Genomic DNA, 19,745 nt, shown 5'->3' with positions numbered 1-19,745 from the left:
CGGGAGGGCTTGAGGATCTTCGGGCGGCGACGCAATGGATCTCCGCGTAACGATGCCGAAACGTTGGATTGCGACCCGCCGATGTACGCATTTCGGCACCCACGCGTCCGCATAACGAACTCCTTGCCCGTTTCGCGCAGTTCGCCCGAACTAAAGCACGGCGCGATTACGAGGCGCTACCCGCGTAGCTACGGAACGGTCAAGACCAGGCAAAGAAGGTAAATAGAAAGCCAAGCCGCCCGAGAATTTATTGACCTTGAATGAATTGCGTTGAAAAAGTCCGGCGTAGCCCGTAGGGGAGTGTGCCCTGCGGAGTCATCAGACCCTCCCTTGGGCCAGGAGCACCATGACCCCCCCAACTCCATCCGCGGCTGCCCCGCTTGAGGTGACCGACGAGACCGCGACGAAGTCGACCACTTCCGAGGGCTCGAAGGGCGGCGAGAGCAGGTCGCCGGGCCGACTGGCCTGGCGCCGCTTCAAGCGCGACCGCACGGGCGTTATATCCGCATACGTCGTGATCTTCTTCTTCGTGATCGCGATCGCGGCTCCGCTGATAGCGAAGCTGTACGGGAAGGACCCGTACACGACGTACGCCAGCGCCCGCCCAGACCTCCTCGACGCCTTCTCGTACCCTTCGGGGCCCAACGGCGGAATGAGCTCGGAGTTCTGGTTCGGCATCGAGCCGCAGCTGGGACGGGACGTCTTCACGTTCCTGCTCTACGGCATCAGGACCTCGCTGGGCATCGCGACGGCGGCCACCGTGCTCACCACCCTGGCCGGTGTCATCATCGGTGTCACCGCGGGCTACCTGGGCGGCCGGACCGACTATTTCGTCAGCCGGATCATCGACATCGTGCTGTCGTTCCCGTCGACGCTGTTCTTCATCGCGTTCATGCCCGTCGTCTACGGCATCTTCGTCGCCCCCGACGACAACATCCCGACATGGCTGCGGGCCGTCGCCCTGATCCTGGTGCTGTCCGCGTTCGGCTGGGCCTCCATCGCACGTCTGCTGCGCGGACAGGTCCTCGGTCTGCGCGAGCGCGAGTTCGTCGAGGCGGCCAAGGTCACGGGCGCGTCCCCGATGCGCATCGTATTCAAGGAACTTCTGCCGAACCTGTGGACGCCGATCATCATCCAGTCCACGCTGCTGCTCCCGGCCTTCGTGACCACCGAGGCGGGCCTGGCGTTCCTCGGCGTCGGCATCATCGACCCGACCCCCGACTGGGGCGTGATGATCCAGCGCGGCGCCCAGTTCTACTCCCAGGACATCACCTTCATGCTCTTCCCGGGCGTCTCGATGGTGCTGTTCGTGGTGGCCTTCAACCTGCTCGGTGACTCCGTGCGCGACGCGCTCGACCCGAAGTCCAAGCGGTAGCTCTCCCGTTCCACCCGGCCCGGTTCGATGACGTCCGGCTGGTTCCGCCCGTCCGAATTGACCTCTACAGGCAGGCTCAGCATGTCCTTTTCTCGTAGAAACTTCCTGATCGCCACCGGTGTGGCAGCGGCGTCCACGACCGTGCTGAGCGCCTGCAGCAGCGGCAGCGACAGCAAGAGCTCGTCCAAGGTCCCCTCCGTCACCGGCGCGAAGACCATGAGCATCCCGGTCGGCACCAAGGCCGACTCCACGGGTCCGGCCGCCGAGGTCGCGGGCGCGGTCAAGGGCGGCACGATCTACGGCCTCGACCAGTTCGACATGGACCACCTGGACCCGGCCCAGATCTACGTCGCGACCGAAGGTGCCATCACCCGCCCGATCATGCGTGGTCTGACCGGTTACAAGGTCGACGACAAGGGTGGTGCCACCCTCGTCGGCGACGTCGCCACGGACGCCGGCACGATGAAGAACGGCGGCAAGACCTGGTCGTTCACCATCAAGGACGGCATCAAGTGGGAGGACGGCAGCGACCTCTCCATGGACGACGTCCGCCACACCTTCGAGCGTCTCTTCGCCTCCTTCGTCACCGAGGGTCCGCGCTACGTCCAGCAGTGGCTGGTCGGCGGCGACAAGTACAAGGGCCCCTACGACGGCAAGAGCCTCGCCTCGATCGAGGTCTCCGGCAAGACGATCACGTTCAACCTCACCGAGGCCCGCGGTGACTTCAACTTCACGCTGGCCATGCCCGGCTACAGCCTGGTGAACAAGAAGAACGACACCAAGGAGAAGTACGACAAGCGTCCGTACTCCCTCGGCCCCTACAAGATCGGTGACCGCCAGATCGGCAAGTCGCTGACCTACGTCCGCAACACCCACTGGGACGCGGCCACCGACTCGATCCGCAACGCGTACCCGGACCAGTACGTCTTCCAGTTCGGCTTCGAGCTGGTCGCCTCGACCGACCGCTACATCGCGGACAAGGGCAACGACCAGTTCGCGATGTCGATCTTCAACGAGGTCGCCCCGGAGCGCATGCAGCAGGTGCTCACCAACGCCACGCTGAAGAAGCGCGTCCTCACCCAGGTCGACACGGTCACCTACTACTGGCCGATCAACATGACCCGGGTCAAGGACCTGAAGGTCCGCCAGGCCATCAACTACGCCTGGCCGCACCAGCAGCTGCAGACCATCGCCGGCGGCCGGGCCAGCACCGAGATCGCCACCACGATCCTCAGCCCGGTCACCCCCGGCTACACCAAGTTCGACCTGTACGGCACGGACAAGACGCCGGGCGGCAACCCGACCAAGGCCAAGGCCCTGCTGAAGGAAGCCGGCCAGGAGGGCTACAAGCTGGTCATCGCGTACCAGCAGTCCGACACCGCGGTGAAGAGCGCCGTCGCCATCAAGAACGCCCTCGAGGCGGCCGGCTTCCAGGTGGTCAACAAGCAGGTCGACAAGTCGACCTTCTACACCCAGATCGGCAAGCTCGACAACGGCTTCGACCTGATGGCGGCCGGCTGGAGCCCGGACTGGCCGAACGGCTACTCGGTCTTCTACCCCTGCTGGAGCGGCAAGAACATCGGCGAGGGCCGCAGCAACTACGCCCAGCTGAACGACCCGAGCGTCAACAAGGCCATCGACGCGGCCGCCGTGATCACGGACACCGCCGCGGCCAACAAGGCCTGGGGTGCCATCGACAAGCAGATCATGGAGCTCGCGGCGGTCGTCCCGGACTACCACAAGATCCGCAACTGGATGTACGGATCCAAGGTCGGCAACGTGGTCTACGACGCCGGCAACACCTGCGTCGCGCTCACCAAGCTGTACGTCAAGAAGTAAGCGTCCGACCCTCCGGGGGGTGGCCATGACCTGGCCACCCCCCTGCGGCCCACCCCCCTCTTACCCCCGGCGACGGCGCCCCGTCCGGAAAGTCACGCCCCATGTTCCGCTTCCTTGTCCGCCGAACCCTCGGCGCGCTGGTCATCCTGTTGATCATCAGCGCCGTCACCTTCTGGCTCTTCTACGCCATCCCGCGTGACCCCGCCATGATGTCCTGCGGCAAGAACTGCACGCCCGACATGCTCAAGCAGGTCAGGCACAACCTGGGCATCGACCACCCGGTCCCGGTCCAGTACTGGTACTGGCTGAAGGGCATCTTCGTCGGGCGGAGCTACGGCGACTTCGGCGACTGCAGCGCGCCCTGCCTCGGCTACTCGTTCGCCAACCGCGAGCCGGTCCTCGGCACGATCCTGGACCGCCTGCCGCTGACCCTCTCGCTCGCCTTCGGCTCGGCGGTCGTCTTCCTGATCATCGGCATCGGCTCCGGCATGATCGCCGCCGTCCGGCAGGGCAAGTGGCAGGACAAGGTGGCCAGCTCCGCCTCGCTGGTGGCCTCCTCGCTGCAGATCTACTTCATCGGCTACGTCGCGATGTACTTCCTCGTCGCGAAGCTCGGCATCCTCGACAACCCGTCGTACACCCCGCTCACCCAGAACCCCATCGAGTGGGCCTCCGGGCTGCTGCTGCCGTGGCTGGTGCTGGCCCTGATCTGGACCGCCAACTACACCCGTATGACGCGCTCCCAGCTGGTCGAGACGCTCAGCGAGGACTACGTGCGCACGGCGCGCGCCAAGGGCATGTCCTCGCGCAGCGTCTTCTTCCGGTTCGCCTGGCGCGGCGCGATGGGCCCGATCGTCACGATCTTCGGCATCGACCTCGCCACGCTCATCGGCGGCGCGATCATCACCGAGTCCGTCTTCAGCCTCCAGGGCGTCGGCCGGCTCGCGGTGCAGTCCGTGAACCAGAGCGACCTGCCCATGGTCCTCGGCGTCACCCTGCTGTCCGCCGGCGCGATCGTGGTCTTCAACATCATCGTGGACGCCGTCTACGCCCTCATCGACCCGCGGATCCGGCTCGCCTGACCTCCGCCCCACCCCCGACCCTCGCATCACCCCCCAGGAGCGTCACCGTGACGAGCACCGATCAGCAGCCGTTCCTCTCCGTCAAGGACCTCAAAGTCCACTTCTCCACCGAGGACGGCATCGTCAAGGCCGTCGACGGGCTCAGCTTCGACATCGCCAAGGGCCAGACACTCGGCATCGTGGGCGAGTCCGGCTCCGGCAAGTCCGTGACCAACCTGACGATCCTGGGCCTGCACGACGCCGCCCGCACCCAGATCGACGGCGAGATCCTGCTCGACGGCAAGGAGCTGCTCACGGCCTCCGAGCGGGAGCTGGAGAAGCTGCGCGGCAACAAGATGGCGATGATCTTCCAGGACGCGCTGGCCTCGCTGTCGCCGTACCACACCATCGGCACGCAGATCGCCGAGGTGTACCGCAAGCACACCGGCGCCTCCAAGAAGGAGTCCCGGGCACGGGCGATCGAGATGCTGAAGCGGGTCGGGATCCCGCAGCCGGACGTCCGGGTGGACGACTACCCGCACCAGTTCTCCGGCGGTATGCGCCAGCGCGCGATGATCGCCATGGCGCTGGTCTGCGACCCCGAGCTGCTGATCGCCGACGAGCCGACCACCGCGCTCGACGTGACGGTCCAGGCCCAGATCATGGACCTGCTCAAGGACCTCCAGCAGGAGTTCGGCACCGCGATCATCTTCATCACCCACGACCTCGGTGTCATCGCCGACATCGCGGACGACGTGCTGGTGATGTACGGCGGCCGGTGCGTGGAGCGGGGCACCAAGAAGGAGGTGCTGGGCTCGCCGCAGCACCCGTACACGCTGGGCCTGCTCAACTCCATGCCGACCCTGGACGGACCGGTCGACGTCCCGCTGTCGCCGATCCCCGGCTCGCCGCCGTCGCTGCTCAACCCGCCCACCGGCTGCCGCTTCCACCCGCGCTGCGCGTTCGCGGAGAAGGTCCCGGGTGGCAAGTGCTCCGCCGAGCAGCCGCCGCTCGAGCTGATCGAGGGCCGCGGGTCGGCCTGCCACCTGGAACTGAGCCGACGCGACGAACTCTTCGCCGACTACGCCGCGACCAGCCACAACTGACGGACAAGACGGGACTTCACGATCATGAGCAACACGAACCCCCTCCTGGACGTCTCCGGGCTGACCAAACACTTCCCGATCAGGGGCGGCTTCCCGATCAAGCGGACCGTCGGCGCGGTGCAGGCGGTGGACGGCCTGGACTTCCAGGTCGCCGAGGGCGAGAGCCTGGGCCTGGTCGGCGAGTCCGGCTGCGGCAAGTCGACCACGGGCCGCCTGATCACCCGCCTCCTGGAGCCGACGGGCGGCAAGGTCATCTATGGCGGCCAGGACATCACGCACGCCAACCGCAGGCAGCTGGCGCCGATCCGGTCCGAGATCCAGATGATCTTCCAGGACCCGTACGCCTCGCTGAACCCGCGCCAGACGGTCGGCAAGATCATCGCGGGTCCGATGGAGATCAACGACATCAACCCGGCGGGCGGCCGCGAGAACCGCGTCCGTGAGCTGCTGGAGATCGTCGGCCTCAACCCGGAGCACTTCAACCGCTTCCCGCACGAGTTCTCCGGCGGCCAGCGCCAGCGCATCGGCGTGGCCCGCGCCCTGGCCCTGCAGCCGAAGCTGATCGTCGCCGACGAGCCGGTCTCGGCCCTGGACGTCTCCATCCAGGCCCAGGTGGTGAACCTGCTCCAGAAGGTCCAGCGGGAACTGGGCATCGCGTTCGTCTTCATCGCCCACGACCTCGCGATCGTGCGGCACTTCTCACAGCGCGTCGCGGTCATGTACCTCGGTAAGATCGTGGAGATCGCCGACCGCGAGGACCTGTACGACAACCCGCGCCACCCCTACACGCGGGCCCTGCTGTCCGCCGTGCCCGAGGCAACGGTCGAAACGGAACCCCGCGAGCGCATCCGGCTCGTCGGTGACGTTCCGTCCCCGATCAACCCGCCGTCCGGCTGCCGCTTCCGCACCCGCTGCTGGAAGGCGACGGAGAAGTGCGCGACGGAGGCCCCGCCGCTGGTGCAGGCCGACGGCAACAAGCCCGGCCACCTCACCGCATGCCACTACCCTGAGGCCCAGGACGCGATTCCCGCCCCGCGCCTCGCCAAGGACCCCGAGGCCGCGGCCTGACACACCCCTTTCCGTCAGCCGCCGCCTGCGGAACGGACTTCACCGGCCCATTGACCCGAGCCCTGAACGTCCGCTCCAGGGGAGCAAGGGCCCGCACCTCCCCGGGTGCGGGCCCTTCTCATACGTCGAGGAAGATCTCCGCGGCATCCTCTACGTGCAGGGCGCGCCGCAGCCAGACCTGAAGCAGGTCCAGCTCCCCGCAGTCCGCCACCCGTGCACAAACTCCGGCGCCAACCGAGATGCCACGCCACTCCAAGACCTTCAGAACCATCTCGGCCCGTGCCTCAATACGCCCCTGCTGCCAACCTTCTTTCCAGCCCTCTTCCCATGCTTGCCTGTAGGCCTCATCCCGCCCCTCCTCACGCATCTGCTCCGCCAACGGATGACGCCAGAAGTACTGAATCCCCGTCACCTGACTCCTCAGCATTCGCTTCGCCAGGCCACCAACCGTCCACCGGCTGCCGAACCCGGTCGGCGTACATGTGAGACGCGCCCGCGCCCGCCAGCCGGCGGCGAGCACGCAGCACGCATCGCCCCGCAGACCCCGGCCAAGACCCCGCTCTTCCGGGGCGCCCGCTCGCTTCTTACCGTGGTAGCGCCCTTACGGCTCGCAGAAGCACGACACTGCCCGGGAAGCGAGCGGCCCCAACCGTCACTCCTCAACGAACAGCTCCGCAGCGTCCGTGACGTGCATCGCACGCTGGGACCAGCCCTGCAGTCGGCCCAGGTCCGTACAGGCATTCACTCGCTCACGCACGACGTCCGACACAGCGATGCCACGCCATTGCAAAATGTGCAGGACCACCTCCCGGCGATCCTCCACACGCCCCTCCTCGCGCACCTGCTCCGCCAGCGGATGCCGCCAGAAGTACTGGATGTCCGTCATCAGGTCCCTCCACATCTGCTTCGCCCGGGAGTCAGCCAGGCACGAGTCGACGAACTGCGCGAAGGCCGCGGCACTGTCACCGTCAAGGGTCTTCAGGGCTGCTGCCACCGATTCCAGTATGGCCGCCGCGTTCCGCCCCTTGCCGTGCGTCATGGCCGACAGAACCGCGAGGGATGGATCCGCCACCGCCTCCCGTTCGTCCGCGATCACCGGCACGTTGTCCGGCCCCAACACCAACGGACGCACGATCAGCGACTCCCACCCCGGGAAGCCCAGCTGGATGGGGCGCGACGCCCACTCCGCCGTCGCACTGTTCTGCGTGATCACGATCAGCACCGGCTCACACCGGTATTTCTCATGCAAATACGACAGGTAGTATGGCCAGCTCCCCCGCTTCCTGTCGTCCATCTTTCCCTGCGACTCGACGACCAGCAGATACGTCTTTGCCTCCGTCTCCGCCCGCAGCAACGTGTCCACCCGACGCTCGACCGGCTCGATCTCCGTCAAGTCCACGTTCATCGCCGCGATCTCCCGAGGCTCGGGAAACTCGACGCCCAGCACTTTCTGCAAGGCGTTGGTCAACAGCGTCGGATCCTTCTGGAAGATCCGATGCAACGCCTCGTGCGCCGACCCCACCATCACGCCACCCCCAATTCACACCACACGTACTTGCCCCGGTCCCCGAACCGGGACGACGGCTGCCAGCCCCAGCAGTCCGCACACGCCACCACCAACCCCAACCCCCGCCCGGCCTCCAGATCCGTCACCCGCTCCAACGACCCAGGGGGCTCCGGAGGCACGGGGTCCGTATCCCACGCACCGATCCACACGACACCCTCCGGGGAGCGCCGGACCCTCAGCGCGGCCGGCCCCTTCGTATGCCGTACGGCGTTGGACACCAGCTCTGCGGCGAGCAGTTCTGCCGTGTCGGCGAGACCGATCAGGCCGTGCATCGTCAGGATCAGCCGGAGGGTGCGGCGGCAGATCGTCACGGCTCTGAGGTCGTTGGGGATGGAGAGCGTGTAGTCCCAGGTTTCGGGCATGGGTCGTCAACTCCGGTGATGGTGGGGGGATTTCAGGAGCGGTGGCATCGCCGCATGACGATGCGGTGCACTTCCGCAGCGTATTCGTTACGTCACCGACAGTAGAGACACAATTTGGGACGACGCAAGTCGCTGCCGTAATCTTCCCCTCGAACGAGGTTCTGCTCCGCGGCAGTTCGCGGCGAGGGGGAAGACGTGACACGCAGGAAACAGCCCACGGCACGTCAGGCGCGCCTGGGTTCCGAGCTGCGTAAACTTCGCGAGGCCGCAGGGCTCAAGGGGCTTGAGGCCGCCGCATTGCTCGGGACGGACTCGGCGCAGATCAGCCAGATCGAGTTCGGTACTGCGGGCGTGAGCGAGGAGCGTGTACGGCGACTCGCCGCCCATTACTCCTGTACGGATGCCGGGTTGATCGAGGCGTTGGTGGCGATGGCGACCGAGCGGACCCGCGGCTGGTGGGAGGAGTACCGGGGACTGCTGCCGACGTCGTTCCTGGATCTCGCCGATCTGGAGTACCACTCCTCGTATCGGCTCGACGTGGAGTTCCTGCACGTCCCCGGCCTGTTCCAGACGGAGGACTACGCCCGCGCCATTTTCTCGTACCGTGTCCCCGAACTCCCCGAGAACGACCTTGAGCTACGTGTCCGTCACCGCATGGAACGGAAGGTCGTCATCGAGGAACCGGCCTGTGTCCCCTACGAGGCCGTAATCCACGAGGCGGCCCTACGCATCAGGGTCTGTGACCGCGCAGCCGCGCGCGCTCAGCTCGACCGCATCCTGGAGCTCTCCGAGGCGCCCCATATCACCGTGCGGGTCATTCCGTTCGACCTGGACGGCTTCGCCGGAGCCACGAACGCCATGATGTACGCGGGTGGCACCGTCTCCCAGTTGGACACAGCGGTGCGCGACGCGCCGCATGGTGCGGGGTTCATCGATTCCGAAGCTCAACTCGGTGCGTTTCGAACGCTCTTCCGTAAGGTGGAGTCTGCGTCTCTCGGCCCCGAGCGGTCGTATGACTTCATCCACAACCTGGCGAAAGAGCTGTGAGGCACATCGTGACTCCTGGCAACTGGCGGAGGTCGTCCTACTCCGGAAGCGGCGACGGCAACAACTGCGTCGAGGTCGCCCACCGCCCCACCCGCATATCCATCCGCGACTCCAAAGCCCCAGCCGCCGGCGTCCTCACGTTCCCCGCCACCGCCTTTGCCCCCTTCCTCCAGGCACTCAGAACCGCTCATCCCTCCTGAGCCACCAGTTCCACCTCGAAGCCGTCCTCGTTCTCCAGGTAGGCCGCGTAGTGGTCCGGTCCGCCGGCGTGCGGATGGCGGGCCGGGAAGAGGAGAGTCCAGCCGTGCGCCGGGGCGTCCTTCGTCAGCGCGTCGACCGTCGCACGGTCCGGGACGTGGAACGCCAGGTGGTTCAGGCCCGGCCGCATACGGTCGTGCCGCACCCCGCTCCGCATCGCCGCCGACTCCTCGACGACGACGTACGTCTCCCCGCGCCGCCAGCTCCTCCCCTCCGGCCAGTTCTGGTACGGCTCGCAGCCGAGGGCGGTCAGCAGCCAGCCCCAGGACTCCGTCGCCCGGGCGAGATCCGGCACCCAGAGCTCTATGTGGTGAAGCACTGCCACTCCAAAGGAAGTTGATGGGAGTTCAAGAAGAAAGCCGTTCCTGACCCCTCGTTCAACATCATGTGCCACACTGCCGCGGTGGTCGATCATTCGTTCGCGGATCTCTCGCTCGCCGCGCTCTACGACAGCCTCAACCCGTGGGGGCCGGGTGACGACTTCTACCTGGACCTGGTGATGTCCGCCGGGTCCGTACTCGATGTCGGCTGCGGGACCGGGCAGTTGCTGCGCCGGGCGCGCCGCGAAGGGCACCGCGGGCGGCTCACGGGGCTCGATCCGGCCGCCGCGATGCTCGTACAGGGCCGGCGGACCGATCCGACCGTCGAATGGATCCTCGGCGACCTCCGCGCCCGGCTCTGGGACGGCGCCGGCTTCGAGCTCGTCGTGATGACCGGTCACGCCTTCCAAGTGCTGCTCGGTGACGAGGAGTTGCGGGAGGCGCTGACCGCCGTACGGACAGCTCTCTCCCCCACCGGCCGCTTCGTCTTCGAGACCCGCAACCCGGCCGTTCGCGCCTGGGAGAGCTGGACCCCCGACCGCGCGCACGAGGTGACCGCCGACGACGGCTCGACCGTGAGCGTCCGGCATGAAGTGCTCGGCCCTCCGGTCGGCGACCGGGTCACCTTCACGGAGACCTTCGAGGGCGGCCCCTGGGACGGCCCCCGGGTCAGCCGGGCCACCTTGCGCTTCCTCGCACCCGAGGCCCTTTCCGGCTTCCTCGCCGCAGCCGGACTGAAGGCCACCGAGCAGTACGGCGATTGGGCGCGCGGGCCGGTCACCTCCGGCAGCCCCGAGATCATCACCGTCGCGCGGCACGCCCAGGGTCCGAAGGGCCCGGTCACGGCCGGTCCGCCGCCGCGGCGGTGAAGCGCGCCCCCAGCGCCGCGACCGCGGCACGCAGTTCCTCCCCGCCCTCGACGCCGAAGGCGAACGGCACCCTCGCCAGCCATTCCTGCGCGTACATGTCGGGGTTGCGGGTGCTGCCGACCAGCACGCACCGTTCCCCGAGGGGCTCCAGCCGCCCCATGGGCGGCCGGATCCACGGGGCCACCTCGGTCAGGGGGGCGTCGAAGAGCACGCGAGTGGGGAACTCCCAGCCGAGGCCCAGGTTCTCCTCCAGCGCCGCGACCGGGTCCAGGTCCTTGGGCGGATCGAACCCGTGTCCGGTCTGTCGGACCGCGCGGACCCGGTCGACCCGATAGGTGCGGATCGCGTCCGCGCGATGGGAATGGCACAGCAGGTACCAGCGCCCGTAACGGACGACGAGGGACCAGGGGTCCACCTCCGCCTCCCACTCGTCGCCGGCCTCGCTGCGGTAGCTGACCGACACCCGGCGCCGAGCCGCGACGGCGTCGACGAGTTCGCTGGTGACGGCCGGATCGGGGAGCGTCGAGTACGGGTCGGGCGCGGCCGACGCGTACTCGCGCAGCATGGCCGCCTGGCGGCCGACGTTCTCCGGCAGCGCCTTGACGACCTTGCCCAGGGCGGTGGAGACCAGGTCGTCGGCGTCGGCCGGCCGGCGGCCGAGCACCGCCATCACCAGGCCGAGCGCCTCGGCCTGCGTGAAATGGACCGGGGGCAGTCGGGTGCCGCGCCCCAGCCGGTACCCCCCGTGCGGTCCGCGGGCCGACTCCACGGGGATACCGGCCTCGCGCAGGATCCCGACGTACCGGCGTGCGGCCCGCTCCGTGACGCCCAGCCGCACGGCGAGTTCGCCGGCCGTCGTACCGGGGCGGGCCTGGAGGATCTCCAGGGTGCGTAGCGCTCGCGCGGTGGGGCTGAGATCGTTCGGCACGGCAGCAGGCTAATCCGCTCCGCCGGGTTGCCGTGGACGGCCGCCGGACAATCCGGCAGTGGATCGTCCGGATCTCCTCCTACGGTGAGGCCCGTTGAAGCCGGAGAAGGGGAAGTGACCATGGACATCCTGCTCATCGGCGGCCTGTGGCTGGACGGATCCGTGTGGGGCGACGTCGCGTCCGCGCTGGAGCCGCTCGGGCACCGCCCCGTGCCGCTCACTCTTCCGGGCCAGGGGGACGGCTCCGTGTCCGCCACGCTCGACGACCAGGTGGCGGCGGTGCTCGCCGCGGTGGACGCGGCGCCCGGCCGGCCTCTGGTGGTGGGGCACTCCGCGGCCTGTGCACTGGCCTGGCTGGCCGCCGACCGGCGGCCGGAACGGCTGGCCAAGGTCGTCCTCATCGGCGGCTTCCCGACGGGCGACGGGCAGCCGTACGCCGACTTCTTCGAGGTGAGCGACGGGGTGATGCCCTTCCCCGGCTGGGAGCCGTTCGAGGGGCCCGACTCCGTGGACCTCGACGACACAGCCAGGCGGGAGCTGGCAGCCGCCGCGATCCCGGTGCCCGCGGGCGTGGCCAAGGGCGTGGTGCGGCTGACCGACGAACGGCGGTTCGACGTCCCGGTCGTGGTCGTGTGTCCCGAGTTCACCGCCGCGCAGGCTCAGGAGTGGATCAGCGCCGGTGACGTCCCTGAGCTCGCCCGTGCCAAGCACGTCGACTTCGCCGACATCGACTCGGGCCACTGGCCCATGGTCACCCGGCCCGCCGATCTGGCCCGGATCCTGGATACGGCAGCGGGCCCGGCCTGACGACCCCGTCCCCCGGCCCGGCGTCCTCGTTCCGGCACCTCCGGAGTGCCCGTAGCGCCGCTCCGAACAGGGCGACCTGGACGATGCCTGCGACGGCGTGGACCGACGGCGCGTACGTGTCCGGGCCGGAGCTGAAGTCGTCGTAGCCGAAGCTCACCGCACCGAACAGGAACAGGACCGTCGTCAGGACGCCTGAGGGGAAGGTGATGACCGTGAGGACGACGGTCGCGGCGTCCAGGCCGCGTTCGACGCCCAGATAGTCGAGGCCGAACACCACTGCCAGGTAGGCCAGGGCGAGAATCACGCCCCTCGTCCGGGACGGGAGTTTCATGTCTTTCTTCTCCGGGCCCGTCACGCGGCTCGTCACGCGTCGCCCATGGTGTTGTAGGTCGGATGCCGTTGTAGAGCAGGGCGGGGTACGCGCGGCGAGCAGCTGTGCGTACCCCTACCAGGGCTGATCCTATGCAAAGGCGCCAAGAGGCCGGAAACGGCCGTTGCCGAACCGCCTGCCCCGCCTCTGCCGGCTCCGTCTACTCCGCCCCCGTCCCCTCCTCCAGCGCCGCCAGTGCCGGGTCCAGGACGATGTCCTCGTCCCGGGCCTCCGTCGTCGGCTCCTCCGGGAAGTGGCAGGCCGTCAGGTGGCCCTCGCGGTTGCCCGAGATCTGGACCAGCGGGGGTTCCTCCGCCGCGCACTTGTCCTGGGCCTTCCAGCAGCGCGTGCGGAAACGGCAGCCGGAGGGCGGGGAGATCGGGGACGGGACGTCACCGGCCAGGCGGATGCGCTCGCGGCCGGGTGATTCGGCGTCGTCGTCCGTGAGGTTGACCTCGGGTACGGCCGAGAGGAGGGCGTGGGTGTAGGGGTGGCGGGGGCGGGTGTAGATCGCCTCCCGGTCGCCGACCTCGATGATCTTTCCGAGGTACATCACCGCGACGCGCTGCGAGAAGTGCCGTACCACCGCCAGGTCGTGGGCGATGAAGAGGAAGGCGATGCCGAGTTCCCTCTGGACCTGCTGGAGCAGGTTCACCACCTGCGCCTGGATGGAGACGTCCAGGGCGGAGACCGGCTCGTCCGCGACGATCAGCTTCGGTTCCAGGGCCAACGCCCGTGCCACGCCGATGCGTTGGCGCTGGCCGCCGGAGAACTCGTGCGGGAAGCGGTTGTAGTGCTCGGGGTTGAGGCCGACGATCTCCAGGAGTTCGCGGACACGTTTCTCCCTGCCGCCCGCCGGGTTGATGTCGTTGATCTCCATCGGACCCGAGATGATCTTTCCGACCGTCTGGCGCGGGTTGAGGGACGAGTAGGGGTCCTGGAAGATCATCTGGATCTCGGAGCGGATCGGGGCGATCTGCCTGCGCGACGCGTGGCTGATGTCCTGGCCCCGGTACGCGATCGAGCCGCTCGTCGGCTCCAGGAGCCGGGTGATCAGGCGGCCGGTCGTGGACTTGCCGCAGCCGGACTCGCCGACCAGGCCGAAGCTCTCCCCCACCCGTACGGTCAGGTCGACGCCGTCCACGGCCTGGACGTGTCCGACGGTCCGCTTGATCGGGAAACCGCCCTTGACCGGGAAGTACTTGGTGAGTCCGGAGACCTCGAGGAGCGGTTCCCCGACGGTGGCCTGCTCGCGCGGAGCCGGGAGGACCGTGTCCTCTGTCATGACGTGTCCTCCAAGGCCTAGGCCAGTCGGGGTTTGATCTCTTCGAGGAAGATGGTGCGCTTCTGGTCCGCCGTCAGATGGCAGGCGGAGGCGCGGTCGGGGCCCAGCAGCGGGCGTTCGTTCACACAGCGGCCGGCGCCCGCCACCCGGTCCTGGAAGGTGCAGCGCGGGTGGAAGCGGCAGCCGGAGGGCGGGTGCAGCAGGGAGGGCGGGCTGCCCGGGATGGGGCTCAGCGGGGTGGACAGGTCGGAGTCCAGGCGCGGCATCGAGTTCAACAGGCCCCAGGTGTACGGGTGCTGGGGTGCGCGGAGGACCTGGTCCACCGTGCCCCGCTCCACCGCGTTCCCCGCGTACATCACCATGATGTCGTCGGCCATGTCGGCGATCACCCCCAGGTCGTGGGTGATGAAGATGATGCCCGATCCGAACTCCTGCTGCAGGTCCTTCAGCAGGTCCAGGATCTGCGCCTGGACCGTCACGTCCAGGGCCGTGGTCGGTTCGTCGGCGATGAGGAGGTCGGGGTCGCAGACCAGGGCCATCGCGATCATCGCGCGCTGGCGCATACCGCCGGAGAACTGGTGGGGGTAGTCCCTCGCCCGTTCCCGGGGGTTGGGGATGCCCACCTTGGCGAGCATCTCCACGGCACGCTCCCAGGCGGCCTTCTTGGAGACCCGCCGGTGCTTCATGTAGGGCTCGGCGATCTGCCGGCCCACCGTGTAGAACGGCGACAGCGCGGTGAGCGGGTCCTGGAAGATCATCGCGGCGCGGTTGCCGCGCAGCTGCTCCATCTCCCGCTCGGTGGCGGTGATCAGCTCCTTGCCGTCGAGCACGATCTCGCCGTCGGTCTTCGTGAACAGCGGGTTGTGCAGGCCGAGGATCGTCAGGTTGGTGACGGACTTGCCGGAGCCGGACTCGCCGACGATGCCGAGGGTCCTGCCGCGCGCCAGGTCGAAGGAGAGCCCGTCGACCGCCTTCACGGGACCGTCCTCCGTGGAGAACGTCACCTGGAGATCGCGGACCGAGAGGAAGCCGTCCGGCGCGTTCGCCGCCGGGGCGCCCTCGGGTTTGGTCACTGTGGTCACGGTGTCGCTTCCTAAGGGTCCTAAGAGAGGCGGATGCGCGGGTCGATCCACGCGTACGTGATGTCGGTGAAGATGTTGATGACCAGGATGAAGAAGGCACCGAAGAGCATCACGCCCATCGTCAGCGGCAGGTCCTTGTTGACCGCGCCGTCCACCGCGAGTCGGCCGATCCCCTGGAGGGAGAAGGTCAGTTCGGTGACGACCGCACCGCCGAGCATCGCGCTGACGTCGATGCCGAGCACGGTGACGATCGGGATGAGCGAGCCGCGCCAGGCGTAGCGGAAGAAGACGTACTTGCGGGACATGCCCTTGGCCTTGGCGGTGCGGACATGGTCCTCGGCGAGCTGCTCGATCATCGAGGAGCGGGCCATACGGGTGTACTGGGCGGTGAAGATGGTCGCCATCACGCAGACCGGGATCGACATCCCGACGAACCAGCCGACCGGGTCCTGCGTGATCGGCACGTACTTGGGGTCCTCCATCCAGCCGGTGCTGTAGACGAGGACGGTCAGGACGATCGGGCCGAGGAAGTAGATCTGGAAGGAGCTGAGCACCATCGAGGCGCCGGTGGCGAACTTGTCGATGTACGTGCCCCGGCGATAGGCGGCGATCATGCCCGCGCCGACGCCCACGATCAGGAAGACGACCGCTCCGCCGACGGTCAGCGTCAGGGTGAGCGGGAAGCGGTCCATGATGGTGCTCCAGACCATGTCGCCCGAGTAGAACGACACGCCCAGGCACGGGGCCGGGCAGTGGCCGGTCGGGAAGTCACGGCCCATCACGATCCCGGACATGAAGTCCCAGAACTGCTGGGCCAGCGGCAGGTTGAGTCCCAGTGCCTCCCGGATGTCCGCCAGGCGGGCCGGGGTGCAGTCCTTGCCGCAGGCGAGGGAGGCGTAGTCGGAGGGGGCGGCCACGAAGAGGAAGAACGTGGCGGCGCCGATGAGGAACAGGGTGACGGCGGCGCCCACCGTGCGCCGGACGATGAACTGGATCATGACGGCCTGGCTGCTCTCTGCAAGGACGGCAAGGACGGTTGGGGGGTTCGCGCAGGGCCGCGGAGGCGCACCGGGGGGTACGCCTCCGCGGCACCGGAGCCGTTGCCTACGACTTCAGGTAGAGCCGGGTGACGTCGATGTAGCTGGAGACGCTGCTGTAGCGGGCACCGCCGATGTTGGAGCCGAACAGCTGGAGCTGCTTGGTGTACCAGAGCGGGGCCGCCGGGTTGACCTTCTCCAGGATGTAGTGGTGCGCCTCGCGCCAGGTCTTCGCGGCCTCGGTCGGCTGCTGGGTGAGGGCCTTCTTGATCAGTTCCTGGACCTTGGGGTCGTTGATGTGCGAGTAGTTCGCGGAGCCGTCGGCGACCTGGTCACCGTCGTAGATCGGCGTGACGACCGTGCCCGGCGACGGCCAGTCCTGGCCCCAGCCGGTGATGTACAGGTCGTACGGGTTGTCGAGCTTGCCGATCTGCTCGTAGTAGCTGGCCCCGTCGACCTCCTTGGAGACCACGTTGAAGCCGACCTTGGTGAGGGCGTCCTCGATGGCGACCTTGCGGCGCTGGCCCGCCTCGGTGTTGGCGTAGGCGAAGACGACCTTCTTCTCGGCCGCCGGGACGCTCTTGAGGATCTCCTCGGCCTTGGCGATGTTGCCCTGCGGGGTCTTCAGCCGGCCGTAGGGGTCGTACGTCGCCTCGTAGCCCGGCAGGGTCGGCGCGAACAGGTTGGGGGCGACGTCACCGCCGTACGCACCGCCCTCGCCGGCGATCAGGGACTTGGAGTTGACCGCGTAGGTGATGGCGTCGCGGACCTTCTTGTCCTTGACCCGGTCCAGGTTGAAGGTGAGGGTCATGACGTACGGCTGGTAGCCCTTGACGGTCCGCTTGTACGTCTCGGTGTTCTTGACGACGTCCTGGATCTGGGTGGCGTCGACGCTGCCGGTGAACTGGATGGCGTCCTTGGAGTCGCCCTGGTCGGCGATGAGCCGCTTGGTCTGGGTGGACTCGGTGATGCCGAAGGCGAAGTTGAAGCCGTCCACGTACTGGTGGCGCACGGAGTCGGTCTTCGGGTCCCAGTCGCTGTTCTTGACCAGGACGAGGGACTTGCCGGACTTCGACGAGGCGATCTTGTACGGGCCGGTGGCGACCGGGGCCTTGTCGTAGTTGGCCTTGGTGTCGGTCTTGGCCGGCACGATGGCGTAGCCCGCCATGGCGAGGGTCTGCGGGAGGTCCGGGCGCGGGGTGTCGAAGTGGAAGACCACCGTCTTGTCGTCCGGGGTGTCCAGCACCGAGGCCGGCAGGTGCTTGGAGCCGAAGCCGCCGTCGGGCAGCGCCTTGCGGTAGTCGGCGCCGCTCAGCCAGGTCTGCAGATAGGTCGGACCGTCGAAGATGAACTTCGCGTACAGCCGCTCGACGCTGTGCCGGACGTCGGCGGAGGTGATCACGTTGCCGTTCTGGTCCTTGACCCCGTCCTTCAGGGTGAAGGTCCAGGTCTTGCCGCCGTCGGAGGACTTCCCGGAGTCGGTGGCGAGGTCGCCGACGACCGAGACGTTGCCCTTGTCGTCCTCCTGGAACTGGGTCAGCCGGCGGAAGAGCAGGTTGGCGATCTGGCCGGCGTCGGAGACGTAGATCTGGCCGGGGTCCAGGTGGGTCAGCGGCGTCTCCTGGTAGATCTGGATCGTGCCGCCGCTCTTGGCACCGGCCACGTCCTTGGCGGGGCCGGTGGAGTCGGCCGCGCCGAGGTAGGTGACCGCCTTGGACTGGACGGAGGCCTCCTTCTGGTCCTTCTTGGAGTCGGTGCCGGAGTTCCCGCCGGTGTTCTTGGAGCAGGCGGTGAGCGCGAGGGAGCCGGCCGCGACGGCGACCACCAGGGTGCGCGCTCTTCGGGACAGCAGTGAGCGATGAGACATCATGTGGCGAATCCACCTATTAGTCGGTTGTGATCCCTGAGTGCTGCCGGGCGCCGGCCGTGAGACCGACGGGGGGCGGCAGCCACCCCCACCCAAGGGACGTCCTATCGCCCGGACTTGGGGTCGAACGCATCCCGAACGGAGTCTCCGAGGAGGTTGAAGCTCAGCACGAAGATCACCAGTGCGACGCCCGGGAAGAACATGAACGCGGGGTCCTGCTCGGCGTATTGGGCGCCGGCCGCGAAGAGGCGTCCCCAGTCCGGGGTGGGCTCGACGAACCCGACACCGGCGAACGAGAGGAAGGCGATGCTGAGGATGGTGCTGGGAAGCTGGTACGTGAATTGCACCAGGATCGGCGTCACGACGTTCGGCAGGATCTCCTTGCGGACGATCCGCCAGGGCGAGGCTCCCGAGACCCGGGCCGCCTCGACGAACTCCCTTTCCCGCAGGGACAGTACGGTGGAGCGGACGATGCGCGCCATGCCCATCCAGCCCAGCAGCCACAGCACGATCAGGATGGCCAGGGCCCGGAAGTAGGTGGGCGTCTCCTCGCGGGGATCGACGAAGAACGAGGTCACCACGGGCATGAAGGCGATGAAGAACAGCTGCTGCGGGAAGGACAGGAAGAAGTCCGTGACGCGGCCGAGCCAGTAGTCGGTACGGCCGCCGAAGTAGCCGCCGATCAGGCCGATGACGATGCCCGTGGCCATGACCAGCACGGTGATGCCGAGCGCCATGTAGAGCGAGGTCCGCATGCCGTACAGCAGCATGGCGTACAGGTCACGGCCGTACTGCGGCTCGACGCCGAACCAGTGGTCGCCCGAGACGCCGCCCAAGTAGCCGAGCGGCAGCCCGAATTCGTCCAGGATCGGCTTGTCCGCGTAGGTCGGGTCCTGGCCGTACAGCGTGTACGGGTTGGTGCCGGAGAGCTTGGTCAGGAGCGGGGCCGCCAGGGAGATCACGAAGTAGGCGATCACGATGATCGCGCAGACGACGCCGGTACGGTCGCGTTTGAAGCGGATCCACATCAGCCGGCCGGGGGACCGGCCTTCGAGTGTCTCCGCTCCCGGCTTCGCCGGGGGCGCTGGTTCGCCCTCGGCGACGACCGAGGTTCCGCCGTCCTCGATGTCGATAGGACTGGTCACTGTTCGTCCGTTTCACAGGTGTGGATGTGGGGGGCTTCCGGGTAGCCCGAGGAACGCACGGCGAAGCGGCGGGAAACCGCAGTCGGACGCGCGTAGTCGAACGGCCGCGCTACACGGCCTGACGGATCCTCAGAAACGGTCGCCGGACGAACAGTCGGAACAGGACTGACCTGATGGCGCGAGTGCGACCCACCTGGTGTTCGTGACACCACGCATGGGAGTTCCTCCTCATGACTTCACGTGTTCACCAACAGGAGGTTTCCGTCCATACCCTCCGACACCCCTGACGGAGGGTCAGACACCCCCTGATGCTCGTGAGTCGGGCGCTGTCCCCACAGCGCGAGACCCATTG

Annotated in this window: 20 protein-coding genes; 9 read left to right on the top strand and 11 right to left on the bottom strand. The window is 67.8% G+C overall.

Annotated elements, in window-relative coordinates:
- Positions 1-385 precede the first annotated feature (385 nt).
- From AB0D85_RS03625 to AB0D85_RS03605, 5 genes are all read left to right on the top strand, one after another.
- Positions 386-1,375, top strand: a complete 990-nt coding sequence (locus tag AB0D85_RS03625) for an ABC transporter permease (protein ID WP_362312966.1) — start codon at positions 386-388, stop codon at positions 1,373-1,375.
- An 81-nt stretch (positions 1,376-1,456) separates the two neighbouring features.
- Entirely contained in the window at positions 1,457-3,214 is a 1,758-nt protein-coding gene (locus AB0D85_RS03620) for an ABC transporter substrate-binding protein (RefSeq protein WP_362312964.1), read from the top strand.
- Between the two features lie 101 nt (positions 3,215-3,315).
- The gene (locus AB0D85_RS03615; RefSeq protein WP_362312962.1) at positions 3,316-4,296 is read left to right on the top strand and encodes an ABC transporter permease; all 981 of its coding nucleotides are present in this window, start codon (positions 3,316-3,318) and stop codon (positions 4,294-4,296) included.
- Positions 4,297-4,343: 47 nt separating this feature from the next.
- The gene (locus AB0D85_RS03610; protein ID WP_362312960.1) at positions 4,344-5,381 is read left to right on the top strand and encodes an ABC transporter ATP-binding protein; all 1,038 of its coding nucleotides are present in this window, start codon (positions 4,344-4,346) and stop codon (positions 5,379-5,381) included.
- Positions 5,382-5,405: 24 nt separating this feature from the next.
- Positions 5,406-6,449, top strand: a complete 1,044-nt coding sequence (locus AB0D85_RS03605) for a dipeptide ABC transporter ATP-binding protein (RefSeq protein ID WP_362312958.1) — start codon at positions 5,406-5,408, stop codon at positions 6,447-6,449.
- 118 nt (positions 6,450-6,567) lie between these two features.
- Here the strand turns inward: AB0D85_RS03605 and AB0D85_RS03600 are convergent, their stop codons facing one another.
- The 3 genes from AB0D85_RS03600 to AB0D85_RS03590 form a co-directional block, all read right to left on the bottom strand.
- On the bottom strand, positions 6,568-6,861 hold the full coding sequence (locus AB0D85_RS03600) for a hypothetical protein (protein ID WP_362312957.1): 294 nt from the start codon (positions 6,859-6,861) through the stop codon (positions 6,568-6,570).
- A gap of 240 nt (positions 6,862-7,101) precedes the next feature.
- Positions 7,102-7,974 (bottom strand): hypothetical protein, encoded by an 873-nt coding sequence (locus AB0D85_RS03595; protein WP_362312955.1) that lies wholly within the window; start codon positions 7,972-7,974, stop codon positions 7,102-7,104.
- Positions 7,974-8,378: an ATP-binding protein gene (locus AB0D85_RS03590; protein ID WP_362312953.1), complete on the bottom strand. Its 405-nt coding sequence runs from the start codon at positions 8,376-8,378 to the stop codon at positions 7,974-7,976. The genes AB0D85_RS03595 and AB0D85_RS03590 overlap by 1 nt, the downstream gene beginning before the upstream one ends.
- A 195-nt stretch (positions 8,379-8,573) precedes the next feature.
- Here AB0D85_RS03590 and AB0D85_RS03585 point away from each other — a divergent pair, with 195 nt between their 5' ends.
- On the top strand, positions 8,574-9,425 hold the full coding sequence (locus tag AB0D85_RS03585) for a helix-turn-helix transcriptional regulator (RefSeq protein WP_362312951.1): 852 nt from the start codon (positions 8,574-8,576) through the stop codon (positions 9,423-9,425).
- Positions 9,422-9,625 (top strand): DUF397 domain-containing protein, encoded by a 204-nt coding sequence (locus AB0D85_RS03580; protein WP_362312949.1) that lies wholly within the window; start codon positions 9,422-9,424, stop codon positions 9,623-9,625. Before AB0D85_RS03585 ends, AB0D85_RS03580 begins: the two co-directional genes overlap by 4 nt.
- Here AB0D85_RS03580 and AB0D85_RS03575 read toward each other — a convergent pair.
- Positions 9,613-10,002: a VOC family protein gene (locus AB0D85_RS03575; RefSeq protein ID WP_362312947.1), complete on the bottom strand. Its 390-nt coding sequence runs from the start codon at positions 10,000-10,002 to the stop codon at positions 9,613-9,615. The genes AB0D85_RS03580 and AB0D85_RS03575 overlap by 13 nt on opposite strands.
- Before the next feature lie 84 nt (positions 10,003-10,086).
- Between AB0D85_RS03575 and AB0D85_RS03570 the strand changes: the two genes are divergently transcribed.
- Positions 10,087-10,872 (top strand): methyltransferase domain-containing protein, encoded by a 786-nt coding sequence (locus tag AB0D85_RS03570; RefSeq protein WP_362312945.1) that lies wholly within the window; start codon positions 10,087-10,089, stop codon positions 10,870-10,872.
- Here AB0D85_RS03570 and AB0D85_RS03565 read toward each other — a convergent pair.
- Positions 10,844-11,800, bottom strand: a complete 957-nt coding sequence (locus AB0D85_RS03565; RefSeq protein ID WP_362312944.1) for a WYL domain-containing protein — start codon at positions 11,798-11,800, stop codon at positions 10,844-10,846. The genes AB0D85_RS03570 and AB0D85_RS03565 overlap by 29 nt on opposite strands.
- Positions 11,801-11,920: 120 nt before the next feature.
- Here AB0D85_RS03565 and AB0D85_RS03560 point away from each other — a divergent pair, with 120 nt between their 5' ends.
- A complete protein-coding gene (locus AB0D85_RS03560) occupies positions 11,921-12,607 on the top strand; it encodes an alpha/beta hydrolase (RefSeq protein WP_362313495.1) in 687 nt (228 codons plus the stop codon).
- Here AB0D85_RS03560 and AB0D85_RS03555 read toward each other — a convergent pair.
- From AB0D85_RS03555 to AB0D85_RS03530, 6 genes are all read right to left on the bottom strand, one after another.
- On the bottom strand, positions 12,552-12,938 hold the full coding sequence (locus AB0D85_RS03555; protein ID WP_362312942.1) for a hypothetical protein: 387 nt from the start codon (positions 12,936-12,938) through the stop codon (positions 12,552-12,554). The two genes, AB0D85_RS03560 and AB0D85_RS03555, sit on opposite strands and share 56 nt — an antisense overlap.
- A 199-nt stretch (positions 12,939-13,137) precedes the next feature.
- On the bottom strand, positions 13,138-14,262 hold the full coding sequence (locus AB0D85_RS03550; RefSeq protein ID WP_362312940.1) for a dipeptide ABC transporter ATP-binding protein: 1,125 nt from the start codon (positions 14,260-14,262) through the stop codon (positions 13,138-13,140).
- A 17-nt stretch (positions 14,263-14,279) separates the two neighbouring features.
- Positions 14,280-15,344, bottom strand: a complete 1,065-nt coding sequence (locus AB0D85_RS03545; protein ID WP_362312938.1) for an ABC transporter ATP-binding protein — start codon at positions 15,342-15,344, stop codon at positions 14,280-14,282.
- Between the two features lie 20 nt (positions 15,345-15,364).
- On the bottom strand, positions 15,365-16,342 hold the full coding sequence (locus tag AB0D85_RS03540; protein ID WP_362312936.1) for an ABC transporter permease: 978 nt from the start codon (positions 16,340-16,342) through the stop codon (positions 15,365-15,367).
- Positions 16,343-16,448: 106 nt separating this feature from the next.
- The gene (locus AB0D85_RS03535) at positions 16,449-18,251 is read right to left on the bottom strand and encodes an ABC transporter substrate-binding protein (protein WP_362312934.1); all 1,803 of its coding nucleotides are present in this window, start codon (positions 18,249-18,251) and stop codon (positions 16,449-16,451) included.
- A gap of 101 nt (positions 18,252-18,352) precedes the next feature.
- A complete protein-coding gene (locus AB0D85_RS03530; RefSeq protein WP_362312932.1) occupies positions 18,353-19,393 on the bottom strand; it encodes an ABC transporter permease in 1,041 nt (346 codons plus the stop codon).
- Positions 19,394-19,745: the final 352 nt, after the last annotated feature.

The sequence above is a fragment of the Streptomyces sp. NPDC048277 genome, from assembly GCF_040652235.1.
GTDB lineage: Bacteria > Actinomycetota > Actinomycetes > Streptomycetales > Streptomycetaceae > Streptomyces.
Note: the sequence above shows the minus strand (reverse complement) of the source record. Positions and strands in the feature narration are given on the sequence as shown.